18 protein-coding genes are annotated in these 18,565 nt (G+C 71.2%); 7 read left to right on the top strand and 11 right to left on the bottom strand.

Annotation, left to right across the window (positions count from 1 at the left end; all coding sequences use genetic code 11):
- Positions 1–213: 213 nt before the first annotated feature.
- The 4 genes from araA to F9B98_RS12335 form a co-directional block, all read right to left on the bottom strand.
- On the bottom strand, positions 214–1,725 hold the full coding sequence (gene araA / locus F9B98_RS12350) for an L-arabinose isomerase (protein ID WP_150957911.1): 1,512 nt from the start codon (positions 1,723–1,725) through the stop codon (positions 214–216).
- A gap of 23 nt (positions 1,726–1,748) precedes the next feature.
- The gene (locus F9B98_RS12345; protein ID WP_150957909.1) at positions 1,749–3,320 is read right to left on the bottom strand and encodes a xylulokinase; all 1,572 of its coding nucleotides are present in this window, start codon (positions 3,318–3,320) and stop codon (positions 1,749–1,751) included.
- Positions 3,317–4,033: an L-ribulose-5-phosphate 4-epimerase gene (locus tag F9B98_RS12340; protein WP_150957907.1), complete on the bottom strand. Its 717-nt coding sequence runs from the start codon at positions 4,031–4,033 to the stop codon at positions 3,317–3,319. The genes F9B98_RS12345 and F9B98_RS12340 overlap by 4 nt, the downstream gene beginning before the upstream one ends.
- A 96-nt stretch (positions 4,034–4,129) precedes the next feature.
- Positions 4,130–5,098: a LacI family DNA-binding transcriptional regulator gene (locus F9B98_RS12335; RefSeq protein WP_150957905.1), complete on the bottom strand. Its 969-nt coding sequence runs from the start codon at positions 5,096–5,098 to the stop codon at positions 4,130–4,132.
- A 66-nt stretch (positions 5,099–5,164) separates the two neighbouring features.
- Here F9B98_RS12335 and F9B98_RS12330 point away from each other — a divergent pair, with 66 nt between their 5' ends.
- Positions 5,165–5,902, top strand: coding sequence for a hypothetical protein (locus tag F9B98_RS12330; RefSeq protein WP_150957903.1), 738 nt, complete (start codon positions 5,165–5,167; stop codon positions 5,900–5,902).
- A 17-nt stretch (positions 5,903–5,919) separates the two neighbouring features.
- On the opposite strand, the gene F9B98_RS15965 is transcribed toward F9B98_RS12330, so the two are convergent.
- The 6 genes from F9B98_RS15965 to F9B98_RS12305 all read right to left on the bottom strand — a co-directional run bounded on the left by F9B98_RS15965 (position 5,920) and on the right by F9B98_RS12305 (position 11,352).
- A complete protein-coding gene (locus F9B98_RS15965; RefSeq protein WP_191966827.1) occupies positions 5,920–6,090 on the bottom strand; it encodes a hypothetical protein in 171 nt (56 codons plus the stop codon).
- A 168-nt stretch (positions 6,091–6,258) separates the two neighbouring features.
- A complete protein-coding gene (locus tag F9B98_RS12325; RefSeq protein ID WP_150957901.1) occupies positions 6,259–6,555 on the bottom strand; it encodes a hypothetical protein in 297 nt (98 codons plus the stop codon).
- A gap of 437 nt (positions 6,556–6,992) precedes the next feature.
- Positions 6,993–8,384, bottom strand: coding sequence for a xylulokinase (gene xylB, locus F9B98_RS12320; RefSeq protein WP_150957899.1), 1,392 nt, complete (start codon positions 8,382–8,384; stop codon positions 6,993–6,995).
- A gap of 149 nt (positions 8,385–8,533) precedes the next feature.
- On the bottom strand, positions 8,534–9,721 hold the full coding sequence (gene xylA / locus F9B98_RS12315) for a xylose isomerase (RefSeq protein ID WP_150957897.1): 1,188 nt from the start codon (positions 9,719–9,721) through the stop codon (positions 8,534–8,536).
- 102 nt (positions 9,722–9,823) lie between these two features.
- On the bottom strand, positions 9,824–10,720 hold the full coding sequence (locus tag F9B98_RS12310) for a lipase family alpha/beta hydrolase (RefSeq protein WP_150957894.1): 897 nt from the start codon (positions 10,718–10,720) through the stop codon (positions 9,824–9,826).
- 146 nt (positions 10,721–10,866) lie between these two features.
- Positions 10,867–11,352 carry a glutathione peroxidase gene (locus F9B98_RS12305; protein ID WP_150957892.1) on the bottom strand — a complete coding sequence of 162 codons (486 nt, stop codon included), beginning with the start codon at positions 11,350–11,352 and terminating at the stop codon, positions 10,867–10,869.
- Between the two features lie 99 nt (positions 11,353–11,451).
- Between F9B98_RS12305 and F9B98_RS12300 the strand changes: the two genes are divergently transcribed.
- Together F9B98_RS12300 and F9B98_RS12295 are read left to right on the top strand one after the other, a co-directional pair.
- A complete protein-coding gene (locus tag F9B98_RS12300; protein WP_225310336.1) occupies positions 11,452–12,582 on the top strand; it encodes an ROK family transcriptional regulator in 1,131 nt (376 codons plus the stop codon).
- A gap of 67 nt (positions 12,583–12,649) precedes the next feature.
- Positions 12,650–13,897 (top strand): D-arabinono-1,4-lactone oxidase, encoded by a 1,248-nt coding sequence (locus F9B98_RS12295; protein WP_191966826.1) that lies wholly within the window; start codon positions 12,650–12,652, stop codon positions 13,895–13,897.
- 386 nt (positions 13,898–14,283) lie between these two features.
- Here F9B98_RS12295 and F9B98_RS12290 read toward each other — a convergent pair whose 3' ends face one another.
- Positions 14,284–15,012, bottom strand: coding sequence for an SDR family oxidoreductase (locus tag F9B98_RS12290; RefSeq protein WP_150957885.1), 729 nt, complete (start codon positions 15,010–15,012; stop codon positions 14,284–14,286).
- Between the two features lie 235 nt (positions 15,013–15,247).
- On the opposite strand from F9B98_RS12290, the gene F9B98_RS12285 reads away from it, so the two are divergent.
- From F9B98_RS12285 to F9B98_RS12270, 4 genes are all read left to right on the top strand, one after another.
- Complete coding sequence (locus F9B98_RS12285; RefSeq protein ID WP_225310335.1) at positions 15,248–15,937, top strand: nucleoside/nucleotide kinase family protein; 690 nt, start codon at positions 15,248–15,250, stop codon at positions 15,935–15,937.
- Entirely contained in the window at positions 15,934–16,710 is a 777-nt protein-coding gene (locus F9B98_RS12280) for an ATP-binding cassette domain-containing protein (protein WP_150957883.1), read from the top strand. The genes F9B98_RS12285 and F9B98_RS12280 overlap by 4 nt, the downstream gene beginning before the upstream one ends.
- On the top strand, positions 16,707–17,792 hold the full coding sequence (locus tag F9B98_RS12275) for an ABC transporter permease (RefSeq protein ID WP_150957881.1): 1,086 nt from the start codon (positions 16,707–16,709) through the stop codon (positions 17,790–17,792). Before F9B98_RS12280 ends, F9B98_RS12275 begins: the two co-directional genes overlap by 4 nt.
- A gap of 74 nt (positions 17,793–17,866) precedes the next feature.
- Positions 17,867–18,565, top strand: a 699-nt coding sequence (locus F9B98_RS12270; protein WP_150957879.1) for a substrate-binding domain-containing protein, incomplete at its 3' end; no start/stop codon positions are given.

Genomic DNA, 18,565 nt, shown 5'->3' with positions numbered 1-18,565 from the left:
CCGACAAGTGCGGCCGAGCACACCGTGAACGAAGAAGTGCCCCGGATCCGGGCAGCCCACCGCCACCACGGATCCGGGGCACGGTCCGCTCGCCGAGGCGGTAAGGGGCACCTCGGCGACCCGGGGCGCGTTCCGAGCGAACAGAACGCGCACGTGCCGCATCGCCCCGGGGCCTCCCGCGACGAACGCGAGGGCGGCCCGGGACGACGGGTCTTACAGGCCCTGGGCCAGGCGGTAGTACGCCTGGTTCCAGCGCAGCTCGCTCTGGAAGCCGCGGACCGTGGTGTCGTCGTCGATGACGACGAGCTCGGTCTTGGCGATCTCGGCGAAGTCGCGGAACACCTCGATGCCCACGGCCGTCGTCATGACGGTGTGGTGGGCGGCGCCGGCGGCGAGCCAGCAGCCGGCCGAGGTCGCGAAGTCGGGGGCGGGCTTCCACACGGCGCGGCCGACGGGCAGCTTCGGCAGGTCGGGGGCGTCGACGTTCTCGACGACGTTGGCCACGAGGCGGAAGCGGTCGCGCATGTCGCTCATCGCAACGACGAGCGCGGGGCCCGCGTCGGCGGTGAAGACCAGGCGCACCGGGTCGTCCTTGCCGCCGATGCCGAGTTCGTGGATCTCCAGGCGCGGCTTCTTCGTGGTCAGCGAGGGCGAGACCTCGAGCATGTGGGCACCGAGGATGCGCTCGGAGCCGGGCACGAGGTCGTAGGTGTAGTCCTCCATGAGCGAGGCACCACCGGGCAGGCCCGCACCCATGACGTTCGCGACGCGCACGAGGATCGCCGTCTTCCAGTCACCCTCGGCACCGAAGCCGTAGCCCTCGGCCATGAGCCGCTGCACCGCGAGACCGGGCAGCTGCTTGAGCGCGCCGAGGTCTTCGAACGAGGTGGTGAAGGCGCCGAAGCCGCCCTCCTCGAGAAACGAGCGCAGGCCCAGCTCGATCGCCGCGCCGTCGCGGAGCGACTGGTGGCGCGCGCCGCCGGGGAGCAGCTCCTCGACGACGTCGTAGCTGTCGACGTACTCCTGCACGAGGGCGTCGATGTCGGCATCCGATGCCGCTTCCACGGCCTCGACGAGCTCGTTGACGCCCCACGTGTTGACCTGAACGCCGAAGCGCAGCTCGGCCTCGGTCTTGTCGCCCTCGGTGACGGCGACGAAGCGCATGTTGTCACCGAAACGCGCGAGCTTGAGGGTGCGGGCGGCGGTCCAGCCGGCGGCGGCGCGCTCCCAGTCCTCGACCTGCTGGCGCACGGCGGGGTTCGACACGTGGCCGACGACCGTCTTGCGTGCGACGCCCAGACGCGTCTGGATGTACCCGAACTCGCGGTCGCCGTGGGCGGCCTGGTTCAGGTTCATGAAGTCGAAGTCGATGTCGTTCCACGGCAGCTCGACGTTGGCCTGCGTGTGCAGGTGCAGCAGCGGCTTCTGCAGGGCGTCGAGCCCCGAGATCCACATCTTCGCGGGGCTGAAGGTGTGCATCCAGGCGATGACGCCGATGACGTCGTCGCGGCCGTTGATCTCGAGCGCCATGCGGCGGATGCTGTCGGAGTCCTTCAGCACGGGCTTCCAGACGACCTTCACCGGCAGGCCGTTCAGGCCCTCGACGACGGCCTGCGACTGCTCGGCGACCTGCTTCAGCGTCTCTTCGCCGTAAAGGTTCTGGCTGCCGGTGACGAACCAGACCTCGTAGCCGTCGAGGTCGTTCTTGAGGGGGGTGCGGGTCATTTCTTTTCCTTCGTGAGGGATCTTCAGAGGGATGCCACGGCGGCGGCCTCGACGGCGAGGCCTGCGCGGTAACGGTCGAGGTAGGACGAGAAGCCGGCCACGTCGGCCGCTTCGGGATCGGCGGTGACGATGGGGGCGGTGGCGAACACCGTCTCGCGCAGCCACGTGTCGAGGTCGCGGCCGGAGTCGTCGGCGACGTACGCGGCGAGTACGGCCATGCCCCACGCCCCACCCTCGGACGCCGTCTCGGCGACCGCGACGGGTGCGTCGAGGGCAGCGGCGAGGAAGCGCTGGGCGACGCCGGCCGTGCGGAACATGCCGCCGTGGGCGTACATCTTGTCGAGCTGCACGCCCTCGCCGTGGAGCACGTCCATGCCGAGTGCGAGGGTGCCGAACACGCCGTAGAGCTGCGCGCGCATGAAGTTCGGCAGCGTCAGGCGGCTGTCAGGGGTGCGCACGACCAGCGGTCGGCCCTCGTCGAGACCCGCGATGGGCTCACCCGCGAGGTGGTTGTAGGCCAGCAGTCCGCCGGCGTCGGCCTCGCCGTTCAGTGCCGCCTCGAACAGTGCCGCATAGGTGGCATCCGGGGTCACCGGGGTGCCGGCAGCGGCGGCGAACGCGGTGAACATGTTGGCCCACGCGGCCAGCTCGCTCGCACCGTTGTTGCAGTGCACCATCGCGACCGCGTCTCCCGCGGGCGTCGTGACCAGGTCGAGCTCGTGGTGCACCTGGCTCAGCGGACGCTCGAGCACGACCATCGCGAAGATGCTCGTGCCGGCGCTGACGTTCCCGGTGCGAGGAGCCACGGCGCACGTCGCGACCATGCCGGTGCCCGCGTCGCCCTCGGGAGGAGCGAACGGGATGCCGGGGCGCAGGGTTCCGCTCGGATCGAGGAGCCGCGCCCCCTCATCGGTCAGGTTTCCGGCGGACGTGCCGGCGACGAGCGACTGGGGCAGCAGGTCTTTCAGCGCCGGGACGCGGCCCGCGGCGAGCTGGTCATAGCGCGCGACGAGCTCGGCGTCGTAGTCGCGGGTGGCGGAGTCGATGGGGAACATGCCCGAGGCATCCCCCACGCCGAGCACCTTCTCGCCGGTGAGCTTCCAGTGCACGTAGCCCGCGAGGGTGGTGAGGAAGCGGATCTCGGGCACGTGGGGCTCGGCGTCGACGACGGCCTGGTGCAGGTGCGCGATCGACCAGCGGAGCGGAATGTTCACTCCCAGCAGCTCGGTGAGCTCGGCAGCGGCGACACCGGTGTTCGTGTTGCGCCACGTGCGGAAGGGGGCGAGCAGCTCACCCTCGGCGTCGAAGGCGAGATAGCCGTGCATCATCGCCGACACGCCCATCGCGGCGTAGCGCTCGGGGGTGACGCCGTACTGCTGCTGCACGTTCTGGACCAGCTCGGCGTAGGCGGCCTGGAGGCCCGACCACACGGCATCCAGCGAATAGGTCCACAGCTTGTCGGCGTAGACGTTCTCCCACTCGTGGGAACCGGTGGCGAGCACCTCGGCGTCGGGGCCGATGAGGCACGCCTTGATGCGGGTCGAGCCGAGCTCGATGCCGAGGCTCGCCCGGCCTTCGGTGATGTGCGCGTTCATCGGCGGTCGTCCGTGCTCTGTCCGTAGACGTTCTGGTAGCGGTTGTAGAGGGCGTCGATCTTGTCCTGCGGGATCGGGATGAGCGGCCCCGCCTCGCGCGCGATGTGCACGGTACGGGCGACGTCCTCGAGCATGACGGCGGCCTTCACCGCGTCTTTGGCGTTCGTGCCGATCGTGAAGGGTCCATGGTTCTGCATGATCACGCCGCGCGAGCGGTGGCCGCGCAGCGTCTCGACGATGCCGCGGCCGATCGAGTCGTCGCCGATGATCGCGAAGGGACCGACCGGGATGGGTCCGCCGAACTCGTCGGCCATCGCCGTGATGACGCAGGGGATCTCCTCGCCCCGGGCCGCCCACGCGACGCCGTAGGTGGAGTGCGTGTGCACGACCCCGCCGACCTCGGGCATGTTCCGGTACACGTAGGCGTGCGCCGCGGTGTCGCTCGAGGGGCTGCGCTCGGAGCCGGGGGTGCCGGGAACGGCGTTGCCGTCGAGGTCGCAGAGGATCATGTTCTCGGGGGCCAGGTCGTCGTACGAGACACCGGAGGGCTTGATGACGAACAGGTCGGCACCGGGCACGCGGCCCGAGACATTGCCGCCGGTCCAGACGATGAGGTTGTAGCGCACGAGCTCGGCGTGCAGTTTCGCGACGTCGGCGCGTACGGCGTCGATCGCCTGCTGCACCTCGGGCGTGAACGGGGCGGCGTCGGACACGCAGTCTCCTTCGACGGGGTTCGGGTGGTGGGGCGCGGCGCCCTCGTGTCGCAATGTTACCGGTAACATCCCGATTCCGCGAGAGGCCGTCGGGTGTCAGCGCGGTGGGGCCGTCGAGTCCCGAATCACGAGCACCGGGGCCGCCGGCGGCGGGGCGTCGTCGCCGAGCACGGCGGCCACGGCGTACTCCGCCTCGCCCTCGACATCCAGACGCACCGTCGTGAGCGCGGGCGTGTAGAACGCGGCATCCGGGTTGTCGTCGAACCCTGTCACCGAGACGTCGGCGGGCACCCGCAGGCCCCGAGCGGCCAGGCCCGCGACGAGGCCGAGCGCCATCTGATCGTTGGCGACCGCGACGGCCGTGGCCCCCGCGGAGACGCGGGCGGCGACGGCGTCGACGACGGCGGACCCCGAGGCGGCGCTCCAGTCCCCCTCGACGCGTTCGACGATGTCCAGACCCCGGCGGGCCACGGCGTCGGCGACCCCGTCCGTGCGGGCGAGGGCCTCGCGCCAGTCGGAGGGGCCCGCGAGCTCGACGATCGAGCGATGTCCGAGGTCGGCGAGATGATCCACGACGAGGGCGGCCGCGTCGCGTTGGCGGATTCCCGACTCGCCGTACAGCGGCACGATCGGCACGTCGTACCCCTCGAGAGGAGTGGCTCCGTGCGCCGCGACCAGCACGATCCCGTCGACGCCCTGCGCGAGCAAGTGCCGCACCGCGGCGTCGATGTCGGCGGGGTCATCGGAGTCGGTGTAGGCGGTCGAGATCCACCGCCCGCGCGTCCGCGCCGCGCGCTCGAGAGCGGCGATGCCCGCCGAGGGCCCGTGGAGCACGGCATCGGATGCCACGACCCCGACCGTCCGCGTCAGGCTCGTGCCGAGCGCCCGCGCGGCGTTGTTGACGCGGTAGTCGAGGTCCGCCACCGCAGCCAAGACGCGTTCGCGCGTACTCTCCCGGATGCCCGCATAGCCGTTGAGCACCCGCGAGACGGTCTGCGTCGAGACGCCCGCGGCGGCGGCGACCTCGCGCACGCCGATGCGCTTGCCCCCGACCTCGCCGCTCATGGTCCCTCACAGTAGCGGCGCGCAACCCCCTCGGCCGACCGGGCCGGCGTGGGGTGCGATGGCGCGATGACCTCGGGCACCGGCATCCCCCGCCTCTCGCACGCCCCCGTCGCGCGTGCGATCGGCGCGGTTCTGAGCGGAGCGTTCGCCCTCGGGCAACGCCTGCGCCACCCCCGCCCGATCCATCCGCGCGGGGTGGTGTTGAGCGGGCAGGTGCGATGGATCCCGGATGCCGAGCCCTCGGGGATCGCGTGGATCGATCGGGGTCCCGGCGGGCCCGTGCCGGTCGTCGCCCGCGTGTCCCGGTCGATCGGCCTGCCCGCGCCCTTGCCCGACATCTTCGGGCTCGCGCTGCGCGTCGAGGCGAGCGGGGCGCCCGCGGACATCGAACTCGCCTCGACGGGGTGGACGGTCCCCGCGCGCTTCGCGCTGCTGCTGCACCGCCGCGCCGAATCCGCGCGCTTCGGTTCGCTCTTCCCCTACCGCGGAACGCGTGGGCCGGTGCTCGTGGGCGCGCGGACGCGGTCGGGTCGCCCCGCCGCCACCGATCCCCGGGAGCTCGGCGCTGAGGACGACCGCACCTGGTCGCTCACCCTGGGGCACGCCACGGCGCTCGGGGCGTGGCATCCGTTCGCCGTCGTCGATCTGCGCGCGGATGGCGACCAAGACGACACCGGGCTGCGGTTCGACGCGGTGCGACGATCGCTCCCGGGCTCGGGGGCCTACGCGTGGGTGCGCGCGGCGCGCCAGCCGTCGTACGCGCGCGTGCAACCGACGGACGCCGACGTGCGCATGCCGCGCTGAGTGCGGCGGCGAGGCCCTCAACCCGCCGCGGCCGGGATGTATCGCGGCATCCCGTCGACGTCCCCGTCGCGCACCCAGGTCATCCCCTCGGCCTCTATGAGGTCGTCGCGGACGGAGTCGCCGGAGGGATGGATGTCGACGTCGATCTCTCGGTCGAAAGACGGGGCGTGGAGGTGGATGCGCGTCATGCGAGGACGGTAGAGCGCACCGGCCGCGGCCGGAAGACGGTTGACGCGGGAGCGCTCCCGCGCGGAAGAGTCCGCCGACGCCCCCCTTACAAGACGTCGACGGACCCGGTCCTACTCTGGCCTATGAGCGCGCTGTGCTACCACCCCGTCGCGCGCGGGTGATCCCCCTCAGGGGCGTGCCGCATCGTCGGCGCGGCCCGCGCGACGTCGACGCGCCGCGAGCTGCTCCCGCAGGTCGTTGGCCAGGATCTGGACCGGCTGCACCTGGAAGGCGACGAGGCTGCCGTCGGGGGCGGGAACGGTGATCGTGCGCTCGGCCGAGGCCGCCCGCAGTCCCGTCGCCTTCGCGACCAGCGTGCGGGGGCGAGGAGAGAGCTCATCCCGGACAGGTCGAGGTCGAAGGACTCGAACCGGGTGGGCGAGGGGGTGAGGGCGGACGCGTCGACGTCGTGCGCGGGCGTCCACAGGTCGTCGGAGGCGTCCGAGGTGGCGATGGCCGCCGAGGGGAGCGAGATCGATGCGGCGATGAGCAGGGCGGCACCGACGGCCGCTATTCGTGAACGAGCAGACAAGCGGAAACTCCCAGAGCTCCGGCGGCGAGCGACCATCGCTCACCGGCAGGCCGAGACCCTCCGTCGGGGATCCTGACAGGGTTCGACCGGCCGCGTCAGAATAGAGGGGGCCGTGTTACACCAACGGGTCCACGCGATGTCGATGAGCGGTCGCGACGGATCGCCGCGAGTACCGTCCACAATTCGCCCCGCCTCGGTGCCCTTTCGCCCGCCTCCGCATCGAGTTCGCGCACGCAGGCGCGGTGCTCTCACGCGTGCGGTGACCGCAGGCCCCGACCCGAGAGGGATGGGGTTTCCGTTCCCCTCCCGGGACCCGTCCCCCTCCCGGGATCACTCGACCGCGCGCAGCGCCGCCACGACGTCGTATCGCTCGCGGATCTCGGGCCGGTGGTCGGGCTCGACCGTCCGGGTCGTCGACACCGCCCAGTCGACGGGTCCACCCGCCCACACCCCGGCCGCCTGACGGGCCGCCCCGAGCGCGACGTACTCCCCTGCGGCCGGCACGACGATCTCGGCGTCGAACACCTGTGCGGCGATGCGCGCCACGCCCTCGTTCGCCGCCGCCCCGCCGATGAGTAGCACGCGCTGCACGTCGACCCCCTGGGCCTGGATCGCCTCGAGCCCGACGGCGAGGCCGCTCAGCATCCCCTCGATGGCGGCGCGCGCGAAGTTCGGACGATTCGTGGATGCCAGGGTCAGACCGGTCAGCGACGCCTGCGCGTGCGGCAGGTTGGGCGTGCGCTCGCCCTCGAACCACGGCACGAGCACCACGCCGCCGGCGCCGGGCTCGGCCTCGAGCGCGAGGGCACCCAGCTCGTCGTGCGTGACGCCCAGCAGACCCGCGAAGGCGTCGAGCACGCGCGCGGCATTGAGGGTCGCCACCAGCGGGAGGAACCGACCGGTCGCGTCGGCGAAGCCGGCGACCGCGCCCGTCGTGTCGCGGGTCGGCTCGTCGGCGACGGCGAACACCGTACCCGAGGTGCCGAGAGAGACGACGACGTCGCCCACGCCCGCGCCGAGGCCGAGCGCCGCTCCGGCGTTGTCGCCCGCACCGGGGCCGACGAGGGCACCGCCGGGCAGCGTGCCCGCGCTCTCCCAGGGGCCGAGCACGCGCGGCAGCACGGCATCGTGACCGAGGGCGCGACGGAACAGGTCGAGGTCGTACCCGTCGGCGCCCCAGTACGCGGTGCCCGAGGCGTCGGAGCGGTCGGTCACGAGCTCATCGAGCACGGCGTTGCCCGGACCGAAACCGCGCAGGCGCCACGTGAGCCAGTCGTGGGGCAGGGCGACGGCCGCGACGAGCGCGGCGTTCTCGGGCTCGGCGTCGCGCAGCCAGCGCAGCTTCGTGCCGGTGAACGACGCCACCGGCACCGCACCGGTCCGCTCGGCGTAGGCCTCGGCACCGACCTCGGCGATGAGGTCGCGCGCGGCCTGGGCCGAACGGGTGTCGTTCCACAGCAGAGCGTCGCGGATCACCGCGCCCTCGGCGTCGAGCACGACCATGCCGTGCTGTTGGCCCGCGATCGACACCGCGGCGATGTCGTCGAGACCGCCGGCCTGGGAGATGGCATCCTGAAGCGCTCTCCACCAGGCCTCCGGGTCGACCGACGTTCCCGCGGGGTGCGACGCGCGCCCCTCGCGCACGACCCTCCCGGTCTCGGCGTCGACGACGACGACCTTGCACGACTGCGTCGACGAGTCGACTCCCATGACGAGCGTCATGCTCACTCCTCTTGTTCCCGCCGCCACAGCGCGGCATCCCGTTCAGTGTCCGCGAAACGCCGTTTCGCACAATGGCGATGCGGCGTGTCGTGGACGCTCAACGGAAGAAAGGGGGCCCGGATGCCGTGGCATCCGGGCCCCGTCCCGATTCAGCGAGCGCCGAGCAGGTGCTCGGTGGCGAGCTGCTGCAGGCGGACGAAGCCGAAGCCCTTGCCTCCGAGGTAGGCGTCGGCGTCGAAGTCCTCGTATGCCGAGCGGTCGGCGAGGAAGTCGTCGTAGGTCTCGCCCTCGTTCAGCGTGGGCTGAGCGAGCTCGGCGACCTTGGCGGCCTCGAGTGCCTCCTGCACCTCGGGGTCGGCGCGGAAGGCCGCGGCGCGCTCCTTGAGCAGCAGGTAGGTGTTCATGTTGGCCGAGACGGAGTCCCAGACGCCGGTCTCGTCCTCGGTGCGCGAGGGCTTGTAGTCGAAGTGGCGGGGGCCGTCGTAGGCGGGCACGCCGCCGGGGCCGCCGTTCTCGAGCAGGTCGACGAGGGCGAAGGCGTTGTGCAGGTCGCCGTGGCCGAACACGAGGTCCTGGTCGTACTTGATGCCGCGCTGACCGTTGAGGTCGATGTGGAAGAGCTTGCCGTGGTACAGCGCCTGGGCGATGCCGGCGGCGAAGTTCAAGCCCGCCATCTGCTCGTGGCCGACCTCGGGGTTCAGGCCCACCAGCTCGGGGCGCTCGAGCGAGTCGATGAACGCGATCGCGTGGCCGAGCGTGGGCAGCAGGATGTCGCCGCGGGGCTCGTTGGGCTTGGGCTCGATGGCGAAGCGGATGTCGTAACCCTTGTCGGTGACGTAGTCGCCGAGCAGGTTGACGGCCTCGCGGTAGCGCTCGAGCGCCTGGCGGATGTCCTTCGCGGAGTCGTACTCGGCGCCCTCGCGACCACCCCACATGACGAAGGTCTTCGCGCCGAGCTCGGCGGCGAGGTCGAGGTTGCGCAGCACCTTGCGGAGGGCGAAACGACGCACCTGGCGGTCGTTGGAGGTGAAGCCGCCGTCCTTGAAGACGGGGGCCGAGAAGAGGTTGGTGGTCACCATCGGCGTGACGATGCCGGTGGCCTCCATCGCGCCCTTGAGGCGGTCGATCTGCGTCTGACGCTCGGCGTCGGTGGAGCCGAAGGCGAAGAGGTCGTCGTCGTGGAAGGTCAGGCCGTACGCGCCGAGCTCGGCGAGCTTCTCCACGACGTGGACGACGTCGAGGGGCTTACGCGTCGGGCCACCGAAGGGGTCGGTGCCGTTGTAGCCGACGGTCCAGAGTCCGAACGAGAACTTGTCATCGCGGGTGGGGGTGGGCATTCCTGCTCCTTCGCATGGACGCACGAGCGCGCGGTGACGCGCATCGGGTTTTGTTGGTGCTCACAACATATATCCCGGATGCCGCGGAGTCCAGCGTTCCCCTCAGATTTCCCGCGCGGCGTCGACCACGTCGAAGACCCGCGGATCCCACGTGAGCGCGCGCTCCCACGGCAGACCGAAGGCGTCCGCGAAGAAGATGCTGTGCACGTGGTCGGGGAACGAGCGCCGATCGATGCGGGGAACGACCGCCGCCGGCACGTCGTCGGCGCGACCGCTGCGCAGCGACACGAGCCCGTCGTGCGGCCAGAGCTGTATCGGCTCGGTCGCGGCGGCGAAGAACCCCGCCCCGATCGCCGTGACCGCAACGTCGTCGAGCACGCCCTCCTGCGCGTCGTTCCAGGCGCGCAGGAACCGCCGCGACACCTGCTCGGCCGCTCCCTGGGAGTTCGCCGCGGCGTAGGCCCGCGCCTGGTCGAGGATCGTCGTGGTGGCCGGGTCGCCGTGCGCGTCGGCATCCGTGATGTCGCCCGCGACGGCGTCGCCGAGCACCGCGCCGTCCCACGGTGTTCCGAGGGTGACGAGGCGGTCCACCCGCGGGCCCGCCCCGGCTAGCTCGCGGATCGCCGCGCGCGAGAACAGGCCGCCCATGGAGTGCGCGACGAGGTCCAAGCGCGTCACGTCGTACTCCGCACTGAGCCACCGCAAAAAGGCGGCCAGCGCGACGCCGGCGTCGTCGACCCCGCCGACGGCGTTGATGGTCAGCTCGGCGGGCAGCACGACCGGGACGTCGCCGAAGCCCTGCCACCCGGCATCCGCCTCGACGATCCCCGCGCCGATGCGGGCGGGCGCGGTGAAGACCGGCAGCCCGGCCGCACGGTAGTGCTCGCGGAGCGCGGTGAGGGTGTTGCCCGCCGCGAGCCCCGACCGGGCACCGCGGTCGGTGTCGGTGAACGGGGTGACGGCAGCGCCACCCGAGACGAGCACGACGGCATCGGTCACGGCAACTCCTCAGAGGGTCGGATGCCGCTCAGATTAGGGCACAGCTCCGACATCGCCGCGAACCACGATGAGTGTCCAGAACACGCCGCAACCGCGAAAGGAAAGCGGCGTGTCGTGGACTCTCGAAAGAGCTGCGCGCGAGCCGATCAGGCCGGCAGCGCGTCCTCGATCGCCGCGACGACCTCGGGGGCATCCGGGAGCGTGCGCGGGCTGAAACGCGTCACCCGGCCGTCGGGCGCGACGACGAACTTCTCGAAGTTCCACGAGATGCGGCCGGTCCTGCCCTCGACGTCCGGGGTCGATGTCAGCTCCTGGTAGAGCGGGTGGGCGTGGCGGCCGTTGATCTTCACCTTCTCCGACATGGGGAAAGTCACGCCCCATGTGGCGGAGCAGTACTCGGCGATCTTGTCTTCGTCGCTGAGCTCCTGCAGGAACTGGTTGCTGGGGAAGCCGATCACCGTGAACCCGCGGTCGGCGTACTTCTTGTGCAGCGCCTCGAGCGCCTCGTACTGCGGCGCGAGGCCGCACCGCGAGGCGACGTTCACCACGAGGGCGGCCTTTCCGTCGGTCAGCTCGCCGAAGGTCGTCTGCTCGCCGCGGATGGTCGTGATCGGGATGCCGGAGAGGTTCATGCTCCGATCCTGGCACCGCCCGCTTGTGGTCGGGGTGGGAATCGGCCCGGCCCGTGGCACAGTGGTCGGATGGTCACCGCGGGCAGCCGAGGCGACGGCATGCGCCGCGCCAATCTGTCGCTCGTGCTGCGCACCGTGCACCGCGAGGGTCCCCGCTCCCGCGCCGCCCTCACCGAAGCGACGGGGCTGAACCGCTCGACGATCGCGGATCTCGTGGGCGAGCTGCAGCGGGCGGGGCTCGTGATCGAGCGCGCCTCCGACGCCCAGGGCCGCGTCGGCCGCCCCTCCCCGATCGTGGGCCCCGACCCCCGCGTCGTCGCCATCGCGGTCAACCCCGAGGTCGACGCCCTCGACATCGGCGCCGTGGCACTCGACGGAACGATCGTCGCGCGCGAGCGCCTCGATCAGCGGGAGCTGCTCACCCCCGAGTGCACGGCCGAGCTCGTCGGCATCCATCTCGATCGCTGGCGCGAGGGCGTCCTGTCCGGCGCACGCCTGGTGGGCGTGGGGGCCGCCGTGCCGGGCCCCGTACGGGCGTCCGACGGACTCGTGCGAGAGGCGCCCCACCTCGGGTGGAAAGACGCTCCGCTGGCGGATCTGATGACGGATGCCACGGGCCTCGCGACCCACGTCGCCAACGACGCCGCCCTCGGCGCGGTGGCCGAGCACCTCTTCGGCGCCGCGCGCGGCGCGCACGACGTCGTCTACCTCAACGGAGGTGCGAGCGGCATCGGCGGCGCGGTGATCGTGGGCGGGATGCCGCTGGGCGGCGCGGGCGGCTACGCCGGGGAGTTCGGCCAGAACCGGCCCGGCATCGTCGACCCGAGCGACCGCCGCGCCGTGGACGGCGTCCTCGAGGACGAGGTGAGCCGGGCGCTGCTCGTGGACGTCGTGCGCCAGGACGCCCGTGACGACACCGCCCTGGCCGCGGCGCTCTCGCACAGCACCGACACCGCGGTCCGCGCCGAGACCGACCGCCAGAGGCGGATCCTCGCCACGGCCCTCGCCAATGCCGCGAACGTCATGAACCCCGCGGTGATCGTGCTGGGCGGCTTCCTCGCCGCCCTCGCCGAGCTCGACCTCGCGGGCCTCGACCGGGCCGTGCGGGCGCAGACGATCCCCGCGTGCGCCGAGGGGCTGCGCCTGGCGGTGGCCGAGCTCGGGGAGGACCGCCTTCTCGTCGGGGCCGCCGAGGCGGTCTTCGAGGCGGCGCTGTTCCCGCCGCGCTGAACGAACCCCGACGTCGGTGGGGCGGGGCAGGATGGAGGCGTCCGCCCCGAGCCGTACAGGAGACCCGATGACCGAGACCCGTTCCCCCGGAGCCACCTGGTCGGGCAACCACCGCTACCGCGCCACCGAGGTGCTGCTGCCCGCCGATCTCGACGAACTCGCCGAGGTCGTGGCATCCGCCGACTCCCTCCGCGTGCAGGCGACCCGCCACACCTTCAACGACATCGCCGACTCCGCAGCTGCACTCGTCTCGCTCGAGCGTCTGCCCGTGCGCGTCGAGGTCGACGGTGACCGCGCCCGCGTCGAGGGCCTGGTCACCTTCGCCGAGCTCGCCCCGGTGCTCGAGGCCGAGGGTCGCGCGCTGCACAATCTCGGCTCGCTCCCCCACATCTCGGTCACGGGCGCCACCGCGACCGGGACGCACGGTTCGGGCCTGCGCAACGGCAACCTCTCCAGCGCCGTGCGTGCCGTCGAGATCATGGATGCCGAGGGCCGCATGCACCGCATCGATGACACGCACGAGTGGTTCGGCGCCGCCGCCCTCAGCCTCGGCGCCCTCGGCGTCGTCACCGCCGTGGAGCTGCAGACCGAGCCGACCTACGAGGTCACGCAGCAGGCGTACACCGGGGTCGCGTGGGACGACATCACCGGCGACATCGAGCGTGTCTTCGGCGGTTCGCGCAGCGTGAGCGTCTTCACGACCTGGGGCGATCCCGACCACGACCTCGTGTGGGCCAAGAGCGACGCCGGGGCACCGTCGTGGGTGGAGGAGCTCGGCGGCCGGCCCGTCGGCGACGACATCCATCTGGGCCGCATCCGCACGGTCGACAACACCACGCCGCGCGGTACCGCAGGTCCGTGGCACACGCGTCTTCCGCACTTCCGCGCCGACGCCCTGCCGAGCGACGGCGACGAGATCCAGAGCGAGTACTTCGTGCCCCTCGCCTCGGCGCGCGAGGCCCTCGCCGCGGTACGGGCCCTTGCCCCGGCCTTCGACGACCAGCTGCTGGTCACCGAGCTGCGCACCGTCGCCGCCGACGAGCTGTGGTTGAGCCCGGCCTATCGGCGCGACGTCATGGTCATCCACTTCACGTGGCGCAACGACACCGACGGCGTCCTCGCGGTGCTGCCCGCGATCGAGCAAGCCCTCGCGCCCTTCGAGGCGCGCCCGCACTGGGGCAAGGCGTTCACCATGCCCCGGGAGCGGATCCTCTCGACACTCCCCCGCTCGGGCGATTTCCTCGCCGTGGCCCGCGAGATCGACCCGCGGGGCGTCTTCCGCAACGACTACCTGCGGCGCACGCTCGGCCTGTAGCCCCGGGGGCGACGCCGCACAGCCTCAGCGATCCGCGCAATGTCAGGCCCGGAAGCCGGATTCCGACTGAGCCTGCGCGAATCCCAGAGCAAACGCGACGCGCCCGCGCCGCCCACCCACCCGCGCCGCACAGCCTCAGCGATCCGCGCAACCTCAGGCCCGAGAGCCGAATCCCGACCGAGCCTGCGCGAATCCCGGAGCAAACGCGACGCGCCCGCGCCGCCGGCCCCGCCCCGCGTCGCACACCCTCAGCGATCCGCGCAACCTCAGGCCCGAGAGCCGAATTTCGACTGAGCCTGCGCGGATCCCAGACCCAGCGCGACCCGCCAGCACAGCCCGCGGAGACGGCGCCGCCCACCGCGGCGCCGCCTCCGCGGCATCCGGGATCAGCGGCTGGAGTAGCCGCCGTCGATGGGGAGCGATACGCCCGAGATCATGCCGGCGCCGTCGCCGAGGAGGAACACGATGGGGGCGGCGATGTCGTCCTCGGTGGCCCACTTGTGCAGCGGCATCGCTTCGAGGAAGGGGCCCTCGATGTCGGGGCGGCCCCAGTACCAGGCCGACATCGGCGTCATGACGACCGTGGGGTTCACGCTGTTCACACGGATGCCGTAGCCGCCGAGCTCGAGGGCCGAGACGCGCGTGATGTTGTCCAGCGCGGCCTTCGACGAGCCGTACGAGATGTGACCGGTGAGGGCGACGAGGCTCGCCTGGCTCGAGACGTTGACGATCGACCCGCCCTTGCCGACGCGGATCATCTCGCGCGAGGCGTACTTGGTGACCAGGAGCGAGCCGCGGGCGTTGATGCTCATGACCTTGTCGAAGACGTCGATGTCGGTGTCCATGGGCGTGGCGATCTCGCCACCCCAGCCGCCGCAGTTCACGACGCCGTAGAGGTCGCGGCCCTCGATGGCGGTGCGAATCTGCTCTTCCGACTCGAGGTCGAAGACGACGGGTTCGGCTCCGGTCTCGTCGCAGATGGCGGCGACGCTGTCGGCGTCGCGACCGGCGGCGAGGACCGTCGCGCCGGCGGCGACGAGGTGGCGGACGGTCGCTCCGCCGATACCGCCACCGGCTCCGGTGACGAGGACGATGCGGTCGGTGAGTGCGGTCATGGTGGGCTCTTTCACGGGTCCGGGCGGCGAGGACGACGGCGGTGTCGTCGCGGCCCATGATAACCACAGAATCACGCGGATGACTTCGGTGTCATGACGAATTGATCTCGGGTGTTGACACCGGTGTCACGGTGGGCTTACCGTAACCGGAGTTCGACCGGTGGACACCCCCACCGGACCCGCTTCACCGACGCAGCACTCCGATGTGCGGCGTCCTCGGAAGGACCACACCGCTGTGACCCCCACCTCGGAGAACGCCGCCCCGGCCACCGCCGCGACCGTGCACCTCGACGACCTCGTCGACCGTGCCCGGCAGCTGGTCGCGGCCGGCGAGCGTCGCGTGCTGGGGCTGTGCGGAACACCCGGCGCGGGCAAGTCGACCGTGAGCGACGCCCTCCTCAGCGCCCTGGGCGACGACGCGGTCCTGGTCGGCATGGACGGCTTCCACCTCGCGAACGAAGAGCTCGTGCGCCTCGGCCGGCGCGACCGCAAGGGCGCCCCCGACACCTTCGACGTCGACGGTTACGTCGCCCTGCTCGACCGCATCCGCGCCGGTCACACCGTCTACGCCCCGCGCTTCGACCGCGGCCTCGAGGAGTCGATCGGTTCGGCGGTGCTCGTTCCCGCCGACGTCCCGCTCGTCATCACCGAGGGCAACTACCTGCTCCACGACGAGTTCGGGTGGGATGCCGTGGCCTCGCGCCTCGACGAGGTGTGGTTCCTCGACATCGAGGCGCACACCCGTCGCGAGCGGCTCATCGCCCGTCGCGTCTCCCATGACCACCCCCACGACGAGGCCGTCGCCTGGGTCCGCGAGGTCGACGAGCGCAATGCGCTCATCGTCGAGCGCGGACGCGACCGCGCCGATCTCGTCGTCACCGTCTCCGATGCCCCCGTCGGCCCCCACGAAGGAGCTTTCTCATGAGCACCACTACGACCGTGCCCGTGCTGCAGGCGCGCGGCCTGTCGCGCCAATTCGGATCCGTCCGCGCCCTCCACAACGTCGACTTCGAGGTGTACCCCGGCGAGGTCACCGCCCTCATCGGCGACAACGGCGCCGGGAAGTCGACCCTGGTGAAGGCGCTTTCGGGCAACCTCGCGGTCGACGAGGGCGAGATCCTCTTCGACGGCAAGCCCATCGACATGAGCAACCCGCAGGTCGCCTCGTCGCTGGGAATCGAGACGGTCTACCAGGACCTCGCCCTCGCTCCGCACCTCGACCCCGTGCAGAACATGTACCTCGGGCGCGAGATCCGCCGCCCGGGCCTCGCCGGCGCCCTCGGGTTCATGAAGACCAAAGACATGGCGAAGGCCTCGCGCGCCGCGTTCGACGAGCTCGGCGCCACGGTCCGCTCGCTCACCTCGCCCGTCGGCGAGATGTCGGGCGGACAGCGCCAGGCCATCGCGATCGCCCGCGCCGTGCACTGGGCCTCGCGGGTGGTGTTCCTCGACGAGCCCACGGCGGCCCTGGGCGTGCGGCAGACCAAGAACGTGCTCGAGACGATCCGCCGTGTGCGGGACAAGGGCATCGCCGTGGTCTTCATCTCGCACTCGATGCCCCACGTCATCGACGTCAGCGACCGCATCCAGGTGCTGCGCCTGGGCACCCGCGTCGCCAACATCGACGCCAAAGACACCTCCATGGAAGAGCTCGTCGGACTCATGACCGGCGCCGTCACGAAGGACGACCAGAAGTGAGCACCCAGACCCCTCCCACCGAGACCGTCGCGATCGGCACCTTCGACGACAACACGAAGACGAACCCCCTCGTCGCGGTCCTGCGCACCCAGGCGTTCCAGATCCTCCTGGTGCTGCTGGCGATCATCATCGTGTTCAGCATCATCGCGCCCGAGTCGTTCGCCCAGTGGTCGAACTTCCGCCTCATCATCCAGAACGCCTCGATCCTCGCCGTCCTCGCGGTCGGCATGACCTACGTGATCATCACCGCGGGTATCGACCTCTCGGTCGGCTCGGTCCTGGTGTTCTCGGGCGTCGTCTCCGCTCTCGCGATGCGGGCCCTGGGCGGCGAAGGCTGGGGCGTCGCGATCGTCGGCATCCTCGTCGCCGTGCTCAGCGGTGTGTGCTGGGGTCTGCTCAACGGCTTCCTCATCGCGAAGGCGAAGATCCCGCCGCTCATCGTCACCCTCGGATCCCTCGGCATGGCCCTCGGCCTCGCGCAGATCCTCACCGGCGGCGTCGACATCCGCGACGTCCCCACCGTGCTGACCGTCTCGATCGGCTACGGCAACGTGTTCGGGTCCGTCCCCATCATCAGCGTGATCGCGCTCGTGGTGGTCGTGATCGGCGCGATCGTGCTGCACTTCACCAAGTTCGGCCTCTACACGCTGGCGGTCGGCTCGAGCGAGATCGCCGCCCGCCGGGTCGGCGTGAAGGTCGACGCGCAGCTGATCAAGATCTACACGATCTCCGGCGCCCTGGCCGGGCTCGGCGGCATCCTGTCGCTCTCGCAGTTCTCCACGACCGCCATCGCCGGCCAGTCGCAGACCAACCTGAACGTCATCGCCGCCGTCGTCATCGGTGGGACGTCGCTCTTCGGCGGAGTCGGCACGATCATGGGCACCGTCGTAGGCCTGTTCATCCCCGCGGTGCTGCAGAACGGCTTCGTCATCACCGGGGTGCAGCCCTTCTGGCAGCAGGTCGCCGTTGGTGCCGTCCTCATCGCGGCGGTCTACGTCGACCAGGTCCGTCGAACCGCCGCGACCCGCGGCAACTCGCAGGGCCTCTGGCGCAAGTTCCTCAGCGGAGGTCGGCGCGGCTGAGCCGCGGCGGCATCCCTTCCCTCTCCATCCCTTACCAACCCGACAGCAGTACTCGACACAGAACGGTGATCACAATGAAGTGGAACAAGAAGGCGACCGCCCTGACGGTCTTCGGCATGGCGGCGACGCTGACCCTCGCGGGCTGCTCGGGCGGCTCCGCTGCCGGCGGCGCGTCCGGCGGCAGCGACGGCGGATACAAGATCGCGTTCGTCCAGGGCGTCGCGGGCGACGAGTTCTACATCTCCATGCAGTGCGGCATCCAGGCCGAAGCCGCCAAGGAGGGCGCCACCGTCACGACCCAGGGTCCGGAGAAGTTCGACCCGACCCTCCAGAAGCCGATCGTCGACGCCGTCGTGGCGTCGAAGCCCGATGCCCTGCTGATCGCCCCGACCGACGTGTCGGCCATGCAGGCGCCGATCGCAGCGGCTGAGGCTGCGGGCATCAAGGTCGTCCTCGTCGACACCACGCTGGAAGACCCCTCGGGCGCCGTCTCGCAGATCTCCTCCGACAACGAAGGCGGCGGAGCCGCAGCGTTCGAGGCGATCCAGAAGGCCAACCCCAACGGCGGCAAGGTGCTCGTCGTCTCCACCGACCCGGGCGTCTCCACCACCGACGCCCGCGCCCAGGGCTTCGAAGACGCCGTCGCCAAGGACAGCAAGTTCGAATCCGTCGGCGTGCAGTACTCGCACAACGAGCCCTCCACCGCCGCCGAGATCGTGACCGCGGCGCTGCAGAAGGACCCCGACATCGTCGGCATCTTCGCCGCCAACCTG

The sequence above is a fragment of the Microbacterium testaceum StLB037 genome (genome assembly GCF_008763945.1).
GTDB lineage: Bacteria > Actinomycetota > Actinomycetes > Actinomycetales > Microbacteriaceae > Microbacterium > Microbacterium testaceum_G.
This window is presented reverse-complemented; position numbering and strand designations above follow the sequence as displayed.

Bases quoted from the DNA above. Each gene is read 5' to 3' on its own strand.
- F9B98_RS12335 (WP_150957905.1), bottom strand. From the start codon at position 5,098: ATGAGCGGCGAGGTCGGGGGCAAGCGCATCGGCGTGCGCGAGGTCGCC.
- xylB (WP_150957899.1), bottom strand. From the start codon at position 8,384: ATGACGCTCGTCATGGGAGTCGACTCGTCGACGCAGTCGTGCAAGGTC.
- F9B98_RS12280 (WP_150957883.1), top strand. From the start codon at position 15,934: ATGAGCACCACTACGACCGTGCCCGTGCTGCAGGCGCGCGGCCTGTCG.
- xylA (WP_150957897.1), bottom strand. From the start codon at position 9,721: ATGCCCACCCCCACCCGCGATGACAAGTTCTCGTTCGGACTCTGGACC.
- F9B98_RS12295 (WP_191966826.1), top strand. From the start codon at position 12,650: ATGACCGAGACCCGTTCCCCCGGAGCCACCTGGTCGGGCAACCACCGC.
- F9B98_RS12345 (WP_150957909.1), bottom strand. From the start codon at position 3,320: ATGAACGCGCACATCACCGAAGGCCGGGCGAGCCTCGGCATCGAGCTC.
- F9B98_RS12305 (WP_150957892.1), bottom strand. From the start codon at position 11,352: ATGAACCTCTCCGGCATCCCGATCACGACCATCCGCGGCGAGCAGACG.
- F9B98_RS12290 (WP_150957885.1), bottom strand. From the start codon at position 15,012: ATGACCGCACTCACCGACCGCATCGTCCTCGTCACCGGAGCCGGTGGC.
- F9B98_RS15965 (WP_191966827.1), bottom strand. From the start codon at position 6,090: ATGACGCGCATCCACCTCCACGCCCCGTCTTTCGACCGAGAGATCGAC.
- F9B98_RS12330 (WP_150957903.1), top strand. From the start codon at position 5,165: ATGACCTCGGGCACCGGCATCCCCCGCCTCTCGCACGCCCCCGTCGCG.
- araA (WP_150957911.1), bottom strand. From the start codon at position 1,725: ATGACCCGCACCCCCCTCAAGAACGACCTCGACGGCTACGAGGTCTGG.
- F9B98_RS12300 (WP_225310336.1), top strand. From the start codon at position 11,452: ATGCGCCGCGCCAATCTGTCGCTCGTGCTGCGCACCGTGCACCGCGAG.